Source organism: Streptomyces sp. NPDC059718 (assembly GCF_042733315.1).
In the GTDB taxonomy this organism is placed as follows: domain Bacteria; phylum Actinomycetota; class Actinomycetes; order Streptomycetales; family Streptomycetaceae; genus Actinacidiphila.
Genome location: NZ_JBHWGA010000066.1, coordinates 1 through 19,854 on the forward strand (window position 1 = coordinate 1; position 19,854 = coordinate 19,854).

10 protein-coding genes and 2 pseudogenes are annotated in these 19,854 nt (G+C 67.0%); 9 read left to right on the plus strand and 3 right to left on the minus strand.

Annotated elements, in window-relative coordinates:
- The 5 genes and pseudogenes from ACFV3E_RS42025 to ACFV3E_RS42045 all read left to right on the plus strand — a co-directional run.
- Nucleotides 1-213 (plus strand): annotated as a pseudogene (locus tag ACFV3E_RS42025) (glutamate--tRNA ligase); the annotation flags it as partial.
- A gap of 145 nt (nt 214-358) precedes the next feature.
- Complete coding sequence (locus ACFV3E_RS42030; RefSeq protein WP_500541137.1) at nt 359-1,492, plus strand: macro domain-containing protein; 1,134 nt, start codon at nt 359-361, stop codon at nt 1,490-1,492.
- Nucleotides 1,489-2,133, plus strand: a complete 645-nt coding sequence (locus ACFV3E_RS42035) for a hypothetical protein (RefSeq protein WP_500541139.1) — start codon at nt 1,489-1,491, stop codon at nt 2,131-2,133. Before ACFV3E_RS42030 ends, ACFV3E_RS42035 begins: the two co-directional genes overlap by 4 nt.
- Before the next feature lie 2 nt (nt 2,134-2,135).
- Entirely contained in the window at nt 2,136-2,810 is a 675-nt protein-coding gene (locus tag ACFV3E_RS42040; RefSeq protein ID WP_500541141.1) for an RES family NAD+ phosphorylase, read from the plus strand.
- Between the two features lies 1 nt (nt 2,811).
- A complete protein-coding gene (locus tag ACFV3E_RS42045) occupies nt 2,812-5,682 on the plus strand; it encodes a CHAT domain-containing protein (RefSeq protein WP_500541143.1) in 2,871 nt (956 codons plus the stop codon).
- Nucleotides 5,683-5,703: 21 nt separating this feature from the next.
- Here ACFV3E_RS42045 and ACFV3E_RS42050 read toward each other — a convergent pair whose 3' ends face one another.
- Nucleotides 5,704-7,545: a caspase family protein gene (locus tag ACFV3E_RS42050; protein ID WP_500541145.1), complete on the minus strand. Its 1,842-nt coding sequence runs from the start codon at nt 7,543-7,545 to the stop codon at nt 5,704-5,706.
- A 590-nt stretch (nt 7,546-8,135) separates the two neighbouring features.
- Here ACFV3E_RS42050 and ACFV3E_RS42055 point away from each other — a divergent pair.
- From ACFV3E_RS42055 to ACFV3E_RS42065, 3 genes are all read left to right on the plus strand, one after another.
- On the plus strand, nt 8,136-8,747 hold the full coding sequence (locus ACFV3E_RS42055; RefSeq protein WP_500541147.1) for a hypothetical protein: 612 nt from the start codon (nt 8,136-8,138) through the stop codon (nt 8,745-8,747).
- Nucleotides 8,748-8,905: 158 nt separating this feature from the next.
- Complete coding sequence (locus tag ACFV3E_RS42060) at nt 8,906-9,868, plus strand: pentapeptide repeat-containing protein (protein WP_500541149.1); 963 nt, start codon at nt 8,906-8,908, stop codon at nt 9,866-9,868.
- Nucleotides 9,869-11,135: 1,267 nt separating this feature from the next.
- Nucleotides 11,136-13,094 carry an NACHT domain-containing protein gene (locus ACFV3E_RS42065; protein WP_500541151.1) on the plus strand — a complete coding sequence of 653 codons (1,959 nt, stop codon included), beginning with the start codon at nt 11,136-11,138 and terminating at the stop codon, nt 13,092-13,094.
- Nucleotides 13,095-13,230: 136 nt separating this feature from the next.
- Here ACFV3E_RS42065 and ACFV3E_RS42070 read toward each other — a convergent pair whose 3' ends face one another.
- Nucleotides 13,231-14,301: an IS110 family RNA-guided transposase gene (locus ACFV3E_RS42070; protein WP_500541153.1), complete on the minus strand. Its 1,071-nt coding sequence runs from the start codon at nt 14,299-14,301 to the stop codon at nt 13,231-13,233.
- Between the two features lie 1,568 nt (nt 14,302-15,869).
- Between ACFV3E_RS42070 and ACFV3E_RS42075 the strand changes: the two genes are divergently transcribed.
- On the plus strand, nt 15,870-16,856 hold the full coding sequence (locus tag ACFV3E_RS42075) for a DUF6624 domain-containing protein (RefSeq protein ID WP_500541155.1): 987 nt from the start codon (nt 15,870-15,872) through the stop codon (nt 16,854-16,856).
- 1,934 nt (nt 16,857-18,790) lie between these two features.
- On the opposite strand, the pseudogene ACFV3E_RS42080 reads toward ACFV3E_RS42075, so the two are convergent.
- Nucleotides 18,791-19,810 (minus strand): annotated as a pseudogene (locus tag ACFV3E_RS42080) (IS256 family transposase); the annotation flags it as partial.
- Between the last annotated feature and the right edge of the window lie 44 nt (nt 19,811-19,854).

Below are 19,854 nucleotides of genomic sequence, written 5' to 3' on the forward strand. Positions count from 1 at the left end.
AAGGCGTTCGCCGAGGCCTGCGGCCCGTGGCTGAAGGCCCCGTTCGCCCCCTGGGCGCCCGAGGCGTTCGACCAGGCCGCCTTCGAGGCGATCGCCCCCCACGCGCAGACCCGTCTGACCGTGCTCTCCGACATCACCGACAACGTCGACTTCCTCTTCCTCGACACACCGGTGGAGGACGAGGCGTCCTGGCAGAAGGCGATGAAGGACCCGGCCCCTGTTGGGTCCGGCGGAATGCGACCTTGCGACGACCTGGAAACGACCACCGATCCGGCACCGCAGCGAGGCTGCACCCCTATAACGTGGGCTGTGGCCAGCGGCCTTGTGAGCAGGGACACAAGCGCACGATCATTGAGCCATGTCGCCTGACACTGCGCACTTCGACATGAAGTCCGTGCTCCAGGAGGTGAAGATGATCCGCGCCGAAGGACTGGTGCGCATCCGCGACCTCCACCTGCCCCTGCTGCGCCGGGCAGCGGCGCAGCGGTCCACCGCTGTGGCGGACGCGTGGCCGCTGGAAGTGGAGATGTTGTTGCGTGCAGCGGTGTCGCTGCTGGGTGGGGGCACTTTGCAGGAGGCTGCCGCGTACACGCTGGGCCTGGCGCCGGGTACGCGTGACCTGCCCGCCGGCGAGCGGCGTGCCCGTGCCGCGAAGGTATACAGCATCAGCGTCGAGCGTTTCCGCAAGAGTCACGAGGAGATGGTCCTGGCCCAGGTGGCCGAGCACATCTGCTGGATCACCGGCAGCAGCGGCACGTCGCACGGGTCCGTGTCCGGGCTCGCCCTGCTGCCGCCACACCTGCAGCACCACCGGCTCCGCGTCGGCACCCTCGACCTGGTCCTCCATGTCCACCCCGTCGAACTGCTACACGACGTCGACGTGATCGTCTCACCGACCAACACACACCTCGGCCTCCCCGCGATGTTCAAATCATCGGTCTCCGCATCACTCCGCCGGGCAGCAGCAATCCGCGACCCCACAGGCGACGTCATCCATGACCCCCTGCACCACTCCCTACACACCTGGCGAACCGACAACGGCATCAAAGGACACCCCGTACCACCCGGAACCGTCGCCCCCACCGAACCAGGCGCCCTCAACACACAAGGCATCCGCCGCATCTACCACGCAGCCATCGCAACCCCGAAACCCGGGACGAACCACTACGACGTCATGCCCGGGGACGTCGCCAGAGCCGCCAGCCGGGCGGTGGCCCTCATGGCCGAGGAGCGCGACAATTTCGCGCCACCGCTGCGGTCGATCTGTTTCACTCTGCTCGGCGCAGGGCGCGGCGGTCTGCGACCGGAGACCAGCCTGATCGCCTTGTGGGGCGCGCTGGCCGCGGGACCCGTCATGGAGCGCCAGGTGCACCTCGTCGTCAGGCGCCCCATGCTTTCGGACCTGGTCATCGACACGCTCGGCGCACAGCGTATGCCACCAGCGCCGTCGACGGGTACGAGCCACGAGAGGAAGGAACCTACCTGCGGATGAACGCGCATCTCACGCTCGCCGCCGCGGCGGCCGAATGGGGACGGCTGTCGCAGCTGCTCGCACCCGACGCACAACGGCTCCTAGGGGAGCGACTCGCGGAGCTGCGGGCCGCCGGAACCTGCGCTGAGCCGCCAGCGAACCACGCGGCACGAACACTTCTGGACGCGTTACCCGTCGATGAGGCCGCACGGTTGGGGCAGCGGGTCGAGGCGGGGCGGTTCACGAACACCCTCCCGGCGACCGTCCACGGGGGTTTTGCTGCGGCAGACCTGTGCATGCTCGTGCTCGACGGCAATCCGATGGTCGGCCCAGTCCTGGGGCCGATCCGGGAACGCCTGCTCTCGGAGCCGGCACTGACTGAGACGTACGACGCCGACCCGCGCCTGATCACGCTCTCCGGCAAAGACGGCCGCAAGCAGATCCCGCTCTTCCAGTTCGAGGCCGGCACCATGCCGTGGCCGATCGTCCTGGAGATCAACTCCCTGCTGAGGGCCGACACTGACCCATGGGGCACAGCAGACTGGTGGCTCGCCCCCACCACATGGTGGGACGGCACACCCGCGTCTGTCCTGGGTCGCGACCGCGACCAGGAACTGCTCGGTGCAGCACGGTCTCTGCTCGTACAGGAAGAGGACAGCTAGCCATGGGCAAGTACCCGCCGCCCTCCGTCTGCCCGGGCGAACCCTCTCGAACTCTGCTGCGCGCCGGAACGCCTGTGTACCGAGTGCATGCCACCCACCGGGAATCGACCGCATACAATTCACGGCCCTCTCATCCGTTCTACTTCGGCGGTCGCTTCGACAGCACTCCTCTTGAGCCCTACGACTACGCGTATGTCGGCTTCAGTGCCGCAGCAGCAGTATGCGAAGTCCTTCTGCGCTCCGTGCCGTTCGACGACGACGGAAGTCCTAGGCTGCTGCCCCGCGCCGTGTTCGAGCAGCGCAGCCTGTCCTTTCTGCGGCTGAGCGAGGACATCGAGGTCGTCTCCCTCATGTCAGGCAAGGATCTCGCGGCAGTGGCGCAGGACACGTGGCTGGTGCACACCGAGGGCGGGGACTATCCGCAGACCCGCGACTGGGGCCACTGGATCCGCCGGCAGACCAGCACCTGGGCGGCGGGCTTCGTCTGGCCGTCAAAACGCGAACCCGCCGACCGCGTCGCGGTGCTCTTCGCCGACGACACAACAGCACCGGCGCTGGAGCAGACCGGTGCGCCTCCGGTTGATTTCGCCACGGAAGACGGCGAGCTCTGGCTGAACGGCGTCCTGACTCCATACCAGGCTCAGGCCGCACCACTACGTCCGGGACGAGGCAGGTGACATGTCGCACCAGCAGTACGACCTGGATGCGCTGATGCGCGAATTCAGCCAGGCCGCGCCACAAGGGACCATCGCGTCCGAGGACCTGCCACGGCTCACCGCGCTGGTCTTGGAGCACCTGGGGTGCACCACGGGTGCCGAGGCGTACGACATGGTGTACGCCGACTGGAAGGCCCTGCCGAGAGGGAGCACGCGGTCTGGTCTGTGGGCGGGACAGATCCTCCTCCTGCTTCAGGTGCTCCGCCTCGACGAGCGTCTGACCGATCCGCGACGCAAAGACGAACTTCTGCGCGAAGCCCGGGCGCATGGCCCGTCCGGACAAGATTGGCAGCACACTGTTCTGATCGCCAGCACTTCCTCAGGGGTGCAACAGATCGAGAGCGTCGAAGAGATGGAGGCGGCCCTTGCCCAACTCGAGCAGGCTCGTTCCAAGGTGGCCGCCGATGGTCCCCAACGCCTCGGGCTGGAACTGAACCGCGCGGGCTTGCGCATCCATCTCGCCCAGATGACCGGAGCGGAGGACGACTTCGACTCCGCGGTGGACGACTACGCCCGTCTTGTCGATTCAGCGTCGTTCCCCGCAGATCAGCGGCTCGCCGCGTCCGGACAACTCGCGGGGTTCCGTGCCCGTCAAGCTGCACGGCGCGAGGACGAGCCTGAACTGGCCCGGCACATCGGCTCGCTCGAGTCGGTACTCGCGCGGCTTCCTGCGGACCACCCCGAACGCCTGTCTCTTCAGTCGTACTTAGACAACACCAGTCACCGTTTAGCGCTGCTCGAGGGGCGCCGCACAGGCCGTCCTCCAAGCCCCCGCCGCACCACAGCGCAACCGACCATGGACGACCTGCGTCAGGCGTTGTCCACCCTGCCACGCGGCCCACGCGCCGACAAACTGTTCGAACAGGGCGTCAGTCGCAGCGGAAACGCGGTGGTGTCGCGAGACTACGCTGCGGCCATCGAGGCACAACAGCTCCTCGAGGAGGCACTGGAGCTGTTCGACCCGGATGACGGGCGGTGGCTCCGCGTCGAATACACCCTTGGCCTCAGTCACTCCAGTCTGGCAACGCTGTCCATCGCCCCGAACGAAATCCGCATGCGTCACCTGGACCAGGGCATCTCCTGGCTCAGGCACGCGCTACGGCTCGCCCAAGGCCCCGAGAACACCGTCTGGGGAGTGACGGCCATGGCCCTGGCCCGTGCCTGCCGGTTCCGCGGGGACGTCCTCCACCCCACCGACCCTCGTGGGAGGCGACGCAACCACGACGAGGCACGGCGCCTCGGGCTCGCGTCCCTCGGGGCCGTCGCATGGACAGTCATGCTCCAGTCAGGTACCACGCACGCCGCGGACACGGCCCGGCGTGCCGGTGAACAGGCAGTTGAGGTCGCCCGCTGGGCTCTGGCCGATAACGCTCTCACCGACGCCGTTCGCGCACTGGACGCGGGTAGGGGTCTCACCCTGCACGCGGCCACGGTAGCGACCACCGTCCCCGACATGCTGACGACGCTCGGACGGCGAGAACTCGCCGACGAATGGCGCAACACCGGTCACCTCGTCATGCGCGAATCCGGTGATGACTTCGGAACAGGTCCGGGACAGGCTCCTCCCAGCCGCTTGCGACGCCAGGTCATGCAGGCCCTGGCCGCCTCACCGCTGCGGCGACGCCTGCTCGACACTCCCGCTCCCGAGCAGATCGCACGGTCGCTGCAAGCCATGGGCACCACAGCCCTGGTCTATCTGATCCCCGCCGATCAGGACCAGCCCAGCCTGGCCGACCGCTTCTTCTTCGGCCGCCCGGTCAACCGCGGAACGGCCGTTCTCGTCCTGTCCAACGGCACCACCAGCGCTCTGGAATTGCCCCAGTTGTCGCTCGACGCGCCCGTGTTGCTGGCGTACAGGACCTGGCGGACCGCGGGCCGCGATGCAGGCGGCCCACCGCTGTCCGACACACCAGAGGCGACCCCCCGCACGGACACCAGCCGCGCCTCCTTGAACCGCCTTTCCCAATGGGCGGGCTCCGCCGTAATGGAACCGCTCCTGAAACATCTCCCGAAGCAGGGCGGCCACCGGCCCTCCATCGCCCTAATCCCCATGGCGGAACTCGCCGCCGTCCCCTGGCACGCCGCGCTCCTGCCGGGACCCCGCGGAACACGCCGCTACGCCTTCCACGAGGCGGACATCTCGTACACACCCTCCTCCCGGTTGCTGTGCGAGGTGGCAGAACGAACCCCAACGGGAATCCACCAAGCACTGGTCATCGGAAACCCGAATCGCGACCTGTACCACGCTGGTGAGGAAGCCGAAGCCATTCACCGCACGTTCCACTCCGCGGGAGAACTCCTCGGGCCGGGCACCGCGACGCCCGGTGCAGTGGCGGAGTGGCTGCTGCGGCAGCGCGGCGGGCTTCTGCATCTCGCGTGCCACGGCGTGGTGGAGCCCGGAGCGCGGCACAGCGCCAGTCTGCACCTGTCCGGAGGACGACTGGCGGCCGAGGAACTGACCGAGGGCACGGCCCGCTACAAGCATCTGGAACTCGTGGTCCTGGCAGCTTGCAGAACCAACGTTTCCGGTCATGGCTACGACGAGGCCTACAGCCTGTCCACAGCTTTCCTCGTCGCGGGTTCTCGCACGGTTATCGGCTCGCTGTGGCCTGTACCGGACGACGCAACATCCCTGCTGATGTACATGACACACCACTTCATCGCCCGCGACCGGCTTGCGCCTGGACAGGCCCTCCGCGCGGCGCAGTCGTGGATGCTCGACGACCGGCGTCAGCCGCCACCGGACATGCCGCTCCACCTTCGCGCACGGGTGGACCACATTCGCGGTGACGACCTGACCGCCTGGGCCGGGTTCATGCACCTCGGATGGTGAATCACCGAGGTGCCCGTCCGATCAGGGCACCTCGGTGCGCACCACCACGTGCGTGGTCCCCCAACGGCCCGGCGCCGCAGCAGGGCCAGGCCCACCCGCGTCCCGGCCGTCCGCCAGCGCGGTGAAGCGCAGCAGCCCGTCTCCCGCATCCCCCAGACCACGTGGCGAAGCGGCCGTATCGGGGGACCAGGGCGGCAGTTTGAACGGAGCCGGGTTCAGTTCGTTCTCCGTCACGATGACCTTGAACCAGTCGCGGGTGTGTGCCCCGCGCGTCACGGTGCGGCCAGGCGGGAGCCTCAGCCAGACGGGCTCGCCGCGACGCGCCATCCCGGCATGGCCGTGCGAAACGAAATCACCCTCGTACAGGTGCGGTGACGATCCATAGCTGTCTGTCAGGTCCAGGAGCATGACCCACAGGTCGCGGCCGGACTGGTTGTGAACCCGCACCATAACCTGCGGCTCCCGGCCGTCCGGTGCGTACTCGCAAACGATCTCGCCGTCCGCGCGGTGGCGGACGCTGCCCACGGCGGTTCCTTCGACGCTCACCCGGATCAGCGCCGACAGCCACGGGTCGGGATTCACCAGGTCTCGAATCCGGTGCCAGCGAACGATATGCGTGAGGCAGTCGACAAGGCGTTCCGTGTCCCTCACCGACCGGAGCGGGAGGTCGGGGAGGGGGTGGCCGCCACCGCCGAGGACACGCGCCCGTCCTCGGGCCGCGGTAACCGAAAGCTGCACGCCGCCCCCAGTACCCGACAGTGCCGGCTCGCCCGCGATCGCGTTCGAGATCAGCTCGACGGAGGCCGGATCGCCGGTGACCGCAACAGACGCCGGCGGGAAAGCCAGCGCAGAGGGTGTCACGGCATACACCTGATCCATGTCGTCGCGCGTGGTACACCAGTCGACCGGTTCCACCCGCGCGGACTCCGGGCGTACTTCTCGCACGACGACCGCTCGTGCGGCGTCACCGTCGTCGAGCACGATGAATTCCGTGCCGGCAGCCTGCAGACCGTGTGCGTAGCCGCAGTTGATCTCCCAGCCAGACGCCGTGTGACGCAGCAGGAAGGGAGACGCCGCGGCCGGTCGTCCATCCAGGAACCGTTCCTGGTCCGCGCCGCGCAGCTCGGGATGCTGCGCCGGATTGAGACTGCGGACCCGTTCCTCGGCGAGGGCATGGACGGCGCTGTACGTGGTCGAGGGATACAGCCGGTCCAAAGCGCCCAGCACCGCGTGGCTGAACAAGCCGCGCATGTGCCCGTCGATGACGTCCTCACGGGCAACTTCCTGGGGCCGGCACGCGGCGAGCAACACGTGCCGGCGCGGTTCGGGGCCCTGCCCGCCGCCGTCGCGTGTGCCGCCCGGGGTGTCCGTTTCCCACCACGGCCGCCACGCCACCTGGCGTGCAGTGGCGACAGGAGCCTCTTCACGCGTCGCACCACCGGAGAAGCAGCAGTCGAGCACGGCAACCACATGGGTTCCCCGCGCCGCAACAGCGTCCAGCAGAGCCCCCAGTTCGCCATCGTGGAGCAGCGCCTGCCCGCCCTCCTCCAGGCTGTCATGGCACACCAGCGCCTGGGACTTCCCGGTGCCCTCACGGGGGTCGGCCGTGGGCCTCGAGCTTCCGTGTCCGCTGAACCACAAGAGGGCGGTGTCCTGCGGCCTTGCCCTCCCGAGGTGGCACTTGACACCGGCGAGCACGGCCGCCCGGGTGGCTTCGGCGTTGTGCAACCTTCTGATCTCGTGCGGGACACCGCTCCTGTCCCGCAACCACTCCTCTGCCGCGCTTACATCTCTGACGCAGCCACTCAGCCGCTGGACTGGATATTCGTCGATGCCCACGAACAGGGCGTGAACGGTTCGCATGGGGTGATCCTGCCACTCCGACTGGGGCGGATTCAGGGCGTCTCCTGGGCGTGTGCCGGGCACATCGCATAAAGCCCGTGTCCCGGAGGCTGCACGCCAGTTGACTGGAGTGGTCAGCGTGTTCACATCAGAAAGGAATCCCCGTGAGCTTCGGCGGTCCCAACCCCTACCAGCAGCCGTGGCCGCCCGCCGCCGGCCATCCGAACCCGCCTCGAGCACCCCATCCGCAGTGGGGACACGTCCCTCCTCAGCCGGCTCAGGCCCCTCAGGTCCCCTACCACTTCCCGCCAGGCCCCCCGCACACACCGCCCCCGCCGCCCGTCTCTCCGTGGCGGCGGCTACGCGACGACGAGTGGCCCACACTGGGCGAGCTGCTACGCGGAAGGCGTCAACGAATTCACGGCTGCGTGTGGGCCCTACTGCTTCTGCCGTGCTTCTGGGGTCTGTCCCTGCCGCTGGTGACGTCCTATCCGCTGGCCCGCACGGCACGCCGTCAGGCTCGTCGGGTCTTCCCCGTGCGCGGCCACCACCGCATCGAGGACCCCGTCGTGACGCGCATACAACGAACACGGGCGTGGACCGCGGCTGTCATGTCGGTACTCATCCTGATGGTGTACGGCAAGCCGGGTGCCATGGCCGAAGCGCAGAATCAGTACTTCATGAGGCTCGCCATCACCCCCTGGCTGCTGCTCCTCACGGCACCCGCCGTGATCGCAGTGCTGTACTACGTCGCCTCACCGGAGACACGTGCGCGCATGCGGCCGCATCTGGGGCCCGCAGGACTTTCGGCCCTCTGGTACTTCGGGGCCTTCACCCTGCTGCCACTGCTCGCCATGGTCGGAGGCGCCACCATGCAACTGTGGGACAAAACGTCCGCCAGTTGGATCTTGATGTTTCCGCTGATCATGTGCGTCGGGTACCTCCCCATGCTGTGGGTGCTGTTCTTCGTCCTGTTCTCAACCGGCCCAGCCATCCGCAGCGCCTTCAACACCGCCAACGTGCACGCGACGCTTCCCGCCCTTCTCACTGGGGTTCTGGTGTGGGAGTTCGCGGCCATCGGTCCAGTCATGGGCGGGCTGCCGCCGGGCCCGTCACTCATCCAGTTCGGCGCCCTCATCTGCGGCCCGTTGTCGGTAACGGCGGTGGCGTGGTGGGAGATCCACCGGCTCCGGTCCCTTCACGGCGTCCGGTTGCGGCATTGACCCGGTACATGTCCAAGTCCAGCACGGGCACGACCTGGCAGCGATCTGAACCCGGGCTCCGCCGTGTGAATCCAAGACGAAATTCACTCAACTCGACTACACATTGCACCACATTCCGACACAGGAAACATCCGACAGGGAAATAGGAAGCAGGCATCATGACCCACACTCATCCTACCGGCACAATTCCGCCTCCAGTATCCGGCACAGGAACGCCACATGCCTCCGGTGCAGCATCGCGGGCCGAGAGAATCACCACCATCTCGACCGTCGTCGGTTCGCTCGCCACTTTCGGAGCACTGCTGTTCACCGGAATGTCGCTACACTACCTCTCCGATCAAACAAAATATGCAGCCGAGCAAGCAGCGGCAACACGAAGGCAAGTACAGCTCGCCCAGGAACAAAACGTTTCCGCGATCACCGGGCAGGCAATTGAACAGCTCGATTCGGACAAAATGGGCATCAGAATCCTGGGAATCAATACTCTTGGCCGAGTCATCAAGCCGTCATCCGCAGACCAAGCGGCCGTTCTCCACGGCCTGGCCGGGTTCTTGCGCGAACAGCGCCACATCCCGAATGTCGGCAGCCCCCAGAGCATGGAGAAGACTTGCGAGACGGCAGCAACCTCTCAGGTACAGGCAGATACGCAAGCGGGACTGACACTCATGAAACGTCTCGGCAACCCGATTGACGATTCACATCTCGATCTATCCCGCTCCTGCCTCACGGGAGCAAATCTACAGGACGCCAGGCTTTCGGGCATCAACATGGAGTTCTCCCGACTGGCTTACTCCAACCTGAAGGGCGCAGATCTCAATAATTCCAACCTGTCGTCCGCATGGTTCTTCGACGCCGACCTTCGAAATGCCGACCTCAGCGGCGAAAATTCCGATTTCACTGCGACAGAATTCAGACACACAGACCTCAGGAAGGCAAATCTTTCCAACGCACCCTACGCGGCGGCCAATTTTGATGACGCGAAAATGGAAGGCACCAATCTCAAAGGGGCGGATCTCAGCCTCGCGGAGAATTTGACCGTCAAGCAACTCAATTCGGCCGTGATCGACTCCAGAACAAAATTGCCCGACTACATGAAGGGTAAGGTGAGGATCGACCAATAAGTTGCCCAACGCACCATCTGCCGGAGTTACAGGGCATGGGACCGGTTCAACGAGAGTTCCGGTCGACGTTGCGCACCGTATGGAGCCGACGCCTGGTCGACACAGCGAACGCCGCCAGCGACGTACGCCATGTCGCAAGAGCCGGGATACCGAGTCTCACACAAGTCCTCAGCCCACAGGCTCCCCGAGGGCGGGGCACCGTTGCCGACCAGGCCGCGATACCGACCCGACCGCGCTTCTTCCCCGGCTTCCGACATGTGCCGTTTGTCCTCACCCACGCCAGCCCGGACGCACTCTCCGCAGCGCCCGCATCAGCGAAACTGCGGGCGATCGCGGTGGCCGATCTTCGGTGCCTTCAGCTCCATTCATGAGCGGCATACCAGCGGGCGCCCGGCAGTTCGTCGCGCTACCGGGATCGAGCATGTCGTCGGCCCAGTTGTCCGCGACAATGACGCAATACCTTCAGCGAGCGGAACGCCGACGCCGCTCACGGCGACACGCGGCGCACTGGCCTGACCGACGGCGATCACACCGCAGAGCAACCCGCTTGGAAACTGACATACCAGATGAACCCCGCGCGGGCGACGATCCGGCAGGTCGCTGCCGATCTGGGGATCAACCCCGAGACCCTGCGCAACTGGGTTCGGGCGGCTGGAGCGAGCCGGCCGCCGGGGCACCGGGCGGAAGTACCGAGGTCCGCGAGTTGGAGGAGAAACGCGAGATCCTGCGGAAAGCGGCCAGCTCAGGCCCCTCGACGGAGTGATGGGCCCCCAGTCAAGGCGTTGGCGACGTTGCGGCTCCCCTCGGGCAGGACGCTGCTCGCCGCGGGCGGCAAAAGCAGCACGGGAAAGGTCTTGGACGCCGAATCGCTGGACGTTGTCACCGTGGTGCACGGGCAGGGCAGGCATTCGCACAGCTCGGGTAGGTCCTGGTGCCGGTAGTTCTGGTACAGCGTGGGCAGGACGCCCTCGATCAGTCTCCGCAACCGCGGTAGATCCACCTGCTCAGCCATCACACGATGATGAGCCAGACCCGGTCCTGGTTCCAGAGAGCTCGGTATTCGACCAAGTGGCGGCTGCTCGTGGTGGTGATCACGACCTGTGCCTTGTCAGGGCGGCATGCTGTGCAGCGTGAGACGCGCGCAGCGAGGTAATGGTGGGCGGCGATCGGCGGGACTACTCGTCATCGCGGGTTGTGTGGCGGTTGCCATCTGGGCTGTGACCGAGCTGATCGGTGGCCGACTGAGACCGGTGACCGGGTGGGCGTGTTGGGTCTGCTGTTCGGTCTATTGCCAGTGGTCGGAGTGGGTGCGAAGCTCCTCAAGCCCTTGGAAGGCATCGATCTAACACAGGCGGCCCAGAAGCTGGCGGAGGCAGAGCAGGCTGACGAACTGGCGCAGCGCACACAGTTGCTCGGTGGGGACAACCAGCCTCTTGACGTAGGCTTTGTCCTATGCCCTGTCCCCTTCCGTATGGCGGCCGGTGCCGGGCTGGCCGGAAACCTGGGTGAAATCACCGATTACTACCTCCGTCTGCAACCGCGGCGGCTGCTGATCACCGGGGCCGCCGGGGCAGGAAAGACTGTGCTGGCGCTGGAACTCCTGCTGGGCCTGCTCGAAAAGCGTGAGGCTGACGACCCGGTGCCCGTGCGTTTGTCTCTGAACAGCTGGGACACGACCCGGCCGCTGGAGGACTGGCTGACCGACGAGATTGCCGAGACCTACCAGCTCAACAGGACGACCGCGAGGCGCCTGGTGGAGCAGCGCCGTGTTCTTCCGATCCTGGACGGGCTGGACGAAATGGACCCTCCTGGCGCTGCGGCGGCCCCCTCCCGCGCTGCCGAGGCGCTGACAGCCCTCAACCGGTATCAGGCTGGCCGCCAGAAGGCAGCCCTGGTGGTCACCTGCCGCACCGCCACCTACGAAGCCCTGGCCACGCAGACCCGGTTGCTGGATGCCGCCCGCATCGAGGTCGCACCCGTCACGCCCGACCAAGCAGTGACCTTCATCAACGCTCGGGCACTTGACCCCGCGCAGTGGCAACCCGTGCTCGATCACGCCGCGCGCAGTCCACGAGCAGCTGTCACGCACATGCTCTCCACCCCCTGGCTGCTCACCTTGGCCCTGATCGTTTACGAGCCCGATGGGAACCCCACTGAACTGCTGGCCTTCGCCGAGCCCGACGCACTGCGCGATCACCTGCTGCACCGCTTCGTACCGGCCGCAACCGCGCTGCACAGCACCCTCGTCAACAACCCTTACCGTCTCGAACAGGTCGAACACTGGCTGACGGTCCTCGCTCGCTACCTCGACGGCAACATCCGTACACCCCGCAATCTGGGTGGCCAACTGCTGTCCGGCACCGACATGGTCCTGCACCGGCTGTGGCCACTGGCCGGAACCCGAACCCGGGTCGTCGATACCCTCGTCAGCAGCACCGGCGCCATCCTCGTGCTTATGTGGGTGGCCTGGATCTCCGTGCAAGATCGCGCGCAGATCCCTTCCGGCGTGGTCCTCGCCCTGCTAGCAATCGCCTGGATCATCGCGGCTGCCAAACTAGCCTGGCCGGTCCCGAAGAGCATCGATCTTTCCCGGATCCGCACCACCGACGGGCGGCGCGCCATCATCGGACCTGCAGCGTTCGGCTGTGTCGCGGCACTGTTCCTTTCACTGGCAGTCGCCCTTCCGAGCGTCGCTCAGTACGACGCGAATCTCGCGACCACCCTTGCGGCGAGTATGGCACTGTTCCTACCCATCGGACTGGTGGGTGGCTTGGCCTTCGGACTGCGGCGCAACCTCGAAACGACCGCCCCCAGTAGCAGAAAACGAGGCCCGACCGACCTCGTCCACGCCGACCTACGGGCAGGCCTGCTGATGGGCTTCAGCGCGGGAGCCCTTGCAAGCCTCGGCCTGACGTTCCCCAACATCATCGATTACGGCTCGGAGGCTGGCCTCTTGAACAACATCGCAGAAGTCTTGCTCGTGGCAGTCCTTTCGGGAGTTGTACTCGCGATCGTCTGCAGCTCGATCTGGGCAGGCGCCTGGCGCCGCTACGTCGCCACCATCCTGTGCACCCGAGGACGTCTCCCATGGCGACTCGGGCGTTTCCTGAGCTGGGCCCACGCCGCAGGCATGCTCCGCATCGCCGGCACTGCCTATCAATTCCGCCATCGAGAGCTGCAAGACCACCTCGCGCACTGCCGCCACCCCGGTCAAACGACCTGTTAGGACCTCTTACCGGTCGGCGTGAGAATGACACGGCCTTTCGTCACTCAAGTCAGCGACAGATGAGCACCATCCGTCAGTGCCAACCACCAGGTCACCGATCATGCAGGGTCTGTCCATTGAACGGCACCTCTCTGTGTCAAGCGGGGGCGATCAGAGAGGTATCCCGGTCGCGGAGCATCGTGCGGTAGACGACATCGGCCAGGCGGCGCTTGAGGCAGCGGAGGGCTTCTTTGTGGCCTTTTCCTTCTGCGCGTTTGCGCTGGTAGTAGGCCTGCCCCGGGGTGGGGTGGCGGATCTGGGTGATAGCCATGACGTGCAGGGCGGAGTTCAGCTGCCGGTCTCCTGCTCGTGAGAGTCGGTGTCGTTTCACGTCTCCGGAGGACACTTCCAGGGGTGCGACGCCGCAGTAGGAGGCGAATGCGGCCTCCGACCGGAAACGGCCGACGCCGGCGGTGCGGGTAAGGATCTTCGCTGCCAGCAGGTCCCCGATGCCGTGGAGTTCGGTGAGGGTGGTGCTGGACTCGGCTACTGCTGCAGTGATCTGCCCGGTGACGGTGGTGATCCGCCGGTCCAGGCGGCGGATCTCGGCGACCAGATCCGTGGCCAGGCCGCGCAGGGTGCGGGCCAGGGACGCCTTCGGCCGGATGCCCCGCAGGGCTGCGGCAGCAGTATCGGCGGTCAGCTTGCGCGGCAGGCCGGCGGGCACGAGCTTGGTCATCAACGCGTGGAGGCGGTTGACGGTCTGGGTGCGGGTCCGGACCAGATCGTCGCGGTGCTCAGTCAGAGTGCGCAGGGCTGCGACGGCCTCGTCGATCTGGGCGGTATGGAGCCTGGTTGCGGTATGGGCGGCGATCCCCACGGACAATGCGTCGGCCTCGTCGCTCTTGCGGCCGTGGCCGGTGGACAGCAGCCGCACCCGGCGGGCGAGCTTGGCCGGCACGTCCGTGGGCGAGATGCCATCGGCGGCCAGCCGAGAGGTCAGCGGGGCACCCAGGCCGCCGGCGCCTTCGATGGCCCATATCGCCTCGGGCCATCTCCGGGCGAAGCGGAGCAGGTCGCGGTAGCCCGCCCGGCTGACCGGGACGCGTAATGCGTCCAGGGGCCGTAGGCGGGCGTCGACGGCGACGGCCGTCCAGGATGCCTTGTGCGGGTCGATAGCGATGACGACCTGGCCTGATGGGGCGTCGGCAGAGCGGCGGGGTGGCATGGTGTCTCCTTCGTGGTCGGCTCCGGGTGACCGACGAGGAGGGCAGACCAACGTTGGGCAGTGCAGACCTCTCTTGAGCCACTCCCGTCGGCGGCTGTGGCCGGGACGCACGCCGTTCGAGGGCCAGCCCGCAGGCGGCAGGTGTAACTTGAGCGACCCCTGCCACAGCCTCGGACATCATGGCTGCAGACCACGATCTCCGAGGCCGATCCAACACGTTGGGATACCTCTCTGATCGCCCCCGCTTGACACAGAGAGGTGCCGTTCTTTTTACAGTCCCTCGCCAGGGAGTGTCCGCGCCGGTGTACGGCTCCAGTGGTTCAAGTCCGGCAGCGCGCATGTCGGCTGCGGCCTGTTGCGGATCTTCGCGGCGGGATGCCGCGGTGCGCTCGTCAGCGCATTTCCGACAGGCGCGTTGGCCGCTGAGGATCCCGCCCAGGGAAGGGGCGATCTCGTGGCCGCGAGCGGTGCACCGGCTAGGCCAGGGGTCTTTGATCCGGCCGGAGTACGGCACCAGCGGCTCCAGACCGGGGCACCCCGCATGATCTCCTGCGCGGTGTCAGGCGCGTACCGGCGCTTGGCAGCCTCATGGGGCGGGCAGTAGGGGCAGACGCGCAATCCGCGGCGGAGGTTGGCGACTCGGATGGTGACCTCTCGCCCGCACTGATCGTGTCGGCACCGCCACAGTGCCGACGGCCCAGGGTAGGGCTCGAGCGGCTCCAGTCCGACAGCGTTGACGTAGTCAGAGGCCTCTTGCTGGTCTCGCCGAGGCTCGGCCATCCTGCGTTTGCAGGCTGCGCTGATGCCCTCTCCGGCTTTCGCCCGGCCGTACGGCTGGCAGCCGCCCTGCTCTCGCTTGATCGAGCCATGGGTGGGGCTGCCAACGGTGCCGCACACGGTGCACCTGCAGCGCCATGGGGTGTCCGTGCCCGGGTACGGCTCGAGCGGCTCCAGGCCTGCGGCCCGCCTGAGGTCGGCTGCCGCCTCAGGATCCACGGGTGCATTCGGCGCGCAGTATCGGCAGGGGCCCCCGCCGCGGCGGATATAGGAATGCCGCACCGAGACCTCACGGCCGCACGCCAGATGCCTGCACCGCCAGGGAGGGGTGGAGCCTGGGTAGGGCTCGAGCGGCTCCAGGCCGGCGGCTCGCATGAGGTCAACAGCGGCCTGGGGGTCCACCGGTGCGTTGGGCGCGCAGTACCGGCATCCGCCCTGCTTCCCCTTCGCGATGTTGCCGTACCGGGGAGTGACCTCGCGACCGCACGTCAAGTACTTGCACCGTCAAGGCGCGGAGACGCCCGGGTACGGCTCGAGCGGCTCCAGGCCCGCCTCCCGCATGACAACGGCCGGGTCGCGCGGATCCTTGCGAGGTCTTCCCGAACGCACCGGTCATCTCCTGCCGTTGCTTTGCTTGTGCGGAACCGCGGGGAAGTCTGACATGAGGCACTGACAGCGACGTCGGCCTCTGGACCTCGGGAGCGGGCCCTCCACGACCGATAGACCCTCGAAGTGGTGGAGGCAGTTGAAAGTCTGGGCGGAGTGCTGCCCAGCTGCGCACAATCGGGTGCGTGAGCGACCTGGTGCACGAGACTGCGTCTGTCATCCTCTTCGCACGATTCGGTACCGGGTGGAGGCTGTGCCTGATCTCCGATCCGCGTACAGGCGGCCAATTCGCCCCTGAGGCCCACGTCGAGGAGGGTGAGCTGCCGCAGACTGCCGGCATTCGAGCGGTGCGGGAGTCGACGGGCCTGTCGGCTCGGCTCCTACTCCCACCGGCCGACTGCCCGCAGCGGGGTGTGCCGGCGGCTTGGCACATCACAGACCTCCCCGCCGCCGCTGACGGCCGGTGTCCTCACCGCCACCGCGAACACATTGTCGTAGGCGTGGCCGATCGACCCTTCAGCTGTGCGACCGATCCTGAGCACGCGGTCCATTGGATCCAGGCCACCGACCTGCAGGACCTCGAAAGCCCTCACAGCACCTTGGCGATGGGTCATGCCCTGTTCCAGGCCATCGAGTCCGCCGCCGCGCTGCAGCACCCGCCGGAGCACCACGAGCAGATCGCGACCGAGCTCCTACAGCGGCAGGACACCGATCAGGCCCTGCGCAAGCTGCCGGCCGCCCGGCGTCCCTGTGACTGGACGGCATCCGTCGACCGAGTGGACGCGGACAACACGGCGCGGCTGCGGGACATTATCGCCGTCCACGGCTGGCCAGGACACGCCCTGGTGGGTCCCCCGGCGGCCGCGGCCGCCTGGTTGATCGCGCAACACGCTGACCGGGACCCGGCGTTCCAGCGCACGTGCCTCGATCTGCTCTCCGCCAGCGTGACCGCAGGCGATGCTGACGCCCGGCACGGCGCTTTGCTGGAAGACCGGGTGCTGATCGCCCAGGGCCAGCCGCAGATCTTCGGTACCCAACTGACGCGAGGCCCCAGTGGCACCCTCACCCCGTATCCCCTGCGTAACCCGGCCGAGGTCGAGGCGCTGCGTGCCGCATGGGGATTTGAACCGCTGGAGACCTACATCGCGCAGGTCGCCGATACCCTCTCGTAGCCCGCTGACGGCAAGGCCTTCACTCAGGAGTGTGCCACGTCCATTGGGGTTCGTCCGTCCAGGCCAGCTGCGGTGCATCAGGGGCAATGCCCCGGCGGCTGGTGTCCCCGACGGATGCCCAGGCCACCAGCCGCCGGGGCTGCAGGGGGGTTCTATTGCACGTTCGGTTGGCAGTCGGGGCAGAGTTCGTGGCGTCCGTCGTCGGTGATGATGGTGCCCCAGCCGCGGCAGGTGTCGCAGTCCCTGGCAAGCGCGGGGTCCGCTCGCGGAGCTGGCTGGGTGTGGGTCTCACGGGTCATGCAGTCGGCACCTCGGCGGTCATCGCATCGTACGGTCGGTAGGCCATCTTGGGTTCGATTCACGTTCGACTGGATCACGCAGAGCACGTCTTCAAGGTTCCCGCCAAGTGGCGTGGACTGTTATCGCGGTCGCAGGATCCGCAACACAGGCAGGCGGGCCGAGAGATCCTCGAACGTTTGTAGGATATACCTGCCTGCGCCTCTTCGCCTATTCCTGCCAGACCACTTGGATCGAGGGCTCGGACAATTCTCGGACAGGCTATTTTCCGAAACTCGCGCTCGCTGAGGCGGTCGGCGTATATGGTCGGGAATGCGCTGCGCGAGAGTGATGTGGCGTCGTTTGTCATGCCTTTTGTGGCGGGCCCCGGGACACCTCCGGGGGCCGCCATGAGAGGCACGCACCGACGTCCTCACGATCGATGGAGGTCCTATGACCGCTTCAGAGAGCAGTCCGCCTCCTGCTCCTGTGACGGAGCAGGAGGCATGCTCGCTATGTCGGTTCAAGCAGCGGTGGCGCCGCCGAGTCGCTCGCCGGCGCACCGCTGACGTGGAACTGCTTGCAGCTGTGCTGACCTTGCTCGCTGCGCTGATGAGCCTGGTCCTGCCCCTGCAGCACCGATGACGCCGTCGGGCTAGGGGCTGAAGCGGCCGCGGCCTGGTGGAGACAGGTCGCGGCCGCCGTCACACGGGCGACACCGATGAGGACGCTGCGGGCTCATTGCCCTCACCCAGCGCAGTCGCACCCAAATGGTGACGCGACCATTGTGAGGGCGACGTCAGCGCAATCTTGCCGCCGCAATGCGACTGTACCGCGCTGGGAACGGTTGGAATGTTCACTTCCCAAGATTGCTCACCCGAATTCGCCACGACCCTTCCTGGCCTGAATTCGCTTCGCGCATCATTCCTGCCAGCAGTGAAATGACATCTGTGATTCGCGGTAGGCGAATCTGGAGAGGTGAAATGACATCTCGCGCTGCCCGGGCTTCGTGCCCCTGAGCAGCAGAGACCTTGGCGCGGAGTGTTGTGTCGCGTCGAGCGAGCCCAAGGCCCCGCCGAGGACACCCGGCTGCGGGTCCGTTGTCGGCGGATGCCCCAGCAGTGGTCGGCCGTGCAGGACGCGCACGCACCCAGACCGCCACCACGGCGCCCACGCTGCCAGGTGGCACAGGTCGAGGGCTCGTCGGCAGAGGTTGCGGCACCCGGGCGGATCCGTGCGAGGGCCAGTGGGGGGAGCAGCAGCTAGCTGAGGTCGTCAACTGACCTTGAGTGCCGCTCCTGCCGAGCCTGTATGCTGCCGAAGCAGGCGGCCACGACCGCCGACCGCTGAAGGGGTCTTCCGCTCACGCCGGGGTCCTCGTTGGTAGGCCAAGCCGTCCGTCGACGCATCGTGCACCTGAATCTGCCTGCCTTCAGAGCGGCGTGTGCGTGGGGCGCGCTGCCGTACGGAGTCAGACATGCCTACGAGCCAGCCCAGGAAGTCGCGGAAGCGCACGCGGGAGATCCGAGAGCAGAGCCGAGCCACGGGTACGCGGTACACCGAGGCCATGCGAAAGAGCGACCGCGCCCGAGCTGCCGGCCAGGTCACGTCCGTTGGAGTGGTGTATCGACGGCCACTCGGTGATCTCTTCTTTGAGGCTATGCGGTGAGTTCGGTGGGCAGGACGGTGTCGTCGGTCTGTGACTCGATCGGGTGGAGGCGGGCTTTGGCCAGCAGGTCGCGGCCCATGTAGCGGCGGGCCTCGGTCCACTCGTCGTTCTGTTCGGCCAGGACGGCGCCGACCAGGCGGATCACGGCGGTGCGGTCGGGGAAGATACCGACCACGTCGGTGCGGCGGCGGATCTCTTTGTTCAGTCGTTCCTGCGGGTTGTTCGACCAGATCTGCCGCCAGATCTCGCGTGGGAAGGCGGTGAAGGCCAGCAGGTCGTGCTGGCCGGCATCCAGGTGTTCGGCGGCCTTGGGAAATTTCGTTTCCAGGGTCTGCAGGACGTGCCGCATCTGGGCCTGGACGGCGTCTGCGTCGGGCTGTTCGAAGACGGTCCGCAGCAGCGTGGCCACCCACGGCTGGGCTGATTTCGGAACCTGGCTGAGCAGGTTGCGGGCGTAGTGGGTGCGGCAGCGCTGCCACGAAGCCCCGGGCAGGGTCGCACCGATCGCGTCGACGAGGCCGGCATGGGCGTCGGAGACGACGAGCTGGACGCCGGCCAGGCCGCGGGCGATGAGCGAGCGCAGGAAGGCCAGCCAGCCGGCGCCGTCTTCGGCGGTGGCGACGTCCAGGCCGAGGATTTCGCGGTGTCCGTCGGCGTTGACGCCGACCGCGATCAGCGCGTGGACGTTGATGATGCGGCCGTTTTCGCGGACCTTCTGGGTCAGTGCGTCGACCCAGACGAAGGCATACGGTCCGGCGTCCAGCGGTCGGTTGCGGAACGCGGCCACTTGTTCGTCCAGGTGCTTGGCCATTGCGCTGACCTGGGACTTGCTCAGCTGGGTGACACCGAGGGACTCGGCGAGCTTCTCGACCCGGCGGGTGGAGACCCCGAGCAGGTAGGCGGTGGCGACCACCGAGATCAGGGCCTGTTCGGCCCGGCGGCGTCGTTCGAGGAGCCAGTGCGGGAAGTAACTGCCGCTGCGGAGCTTGGGGATGGCCAGCTCGACCGTGAGCCTGTTGCGTTTTGGGTGGGGCCCTGGTTGTGGGGACGGAT

What these genes read in the sequence shown, in the direction of transcription:
- ACFV3E_RS42040 (WP_500541141.1), top strand. Translation starts at nt 2,136, where the DNA reads ATGGGCAAGTACCCGCCGCCCTCCGTCTGCCCGGGCGAACCCTCTCGA.
- ACFV3E_RS42055 (WP_500541147.1), top strand. Translation starts at nt 8,136, where the DNA reads ATGTCGGTACTCATCCTGATGGTGTACGGCAAGCCGGGTGCCATGGCC.
- ACFV3E_RS42045 (WP_500541143.1), top strand. Translation starts at nt 2,812, where the DNA reads ATGTCGCACCAGCAGTACGACCTGGATGCGCTGATGCGCGAATTCAGC.
- ACFV3E_RS42070 (WP_500541153.1), bottom strand. Translation starts at nt 14,301, where the DNA reads ATGCCACCCCGCCGCTCTGCCGACGCCCCATCAGGCCAGGTCGTCATC.
- ACFV3E_RS42050 (WP_500541145.1), bottom strand. Translation starts at nt 7,545, where the DNA reads ATGCGAACCGTTCACGCCCTGTTCGTGGGCATCGACGAATATCCAGTC.
- ACFV3E_RS42030 (WP_500541137.1), top strand. Translation starts at nt 359, where the DNA reads ATGTCGCCTGACACTGCGCACTTCGACATGAAGTCCGTGCTCCAGGAG.
- ACFV3E_RS42060 (WP_500541149.1), top strand. Translation starts at nt 8,906, where the DNA reads ATGACCCACACTCATCCTACCGGCACAATTCCGCCTCCAGTATCCGGC.
- ACFV3E_RS42035 (WP_500541139.1), top strand. Translation starts at nt 1,489, where the DNA reads ATGAACGCGCATCTCACGCTCGCCGCCGCGGCGGCCGAATGGGGACGG.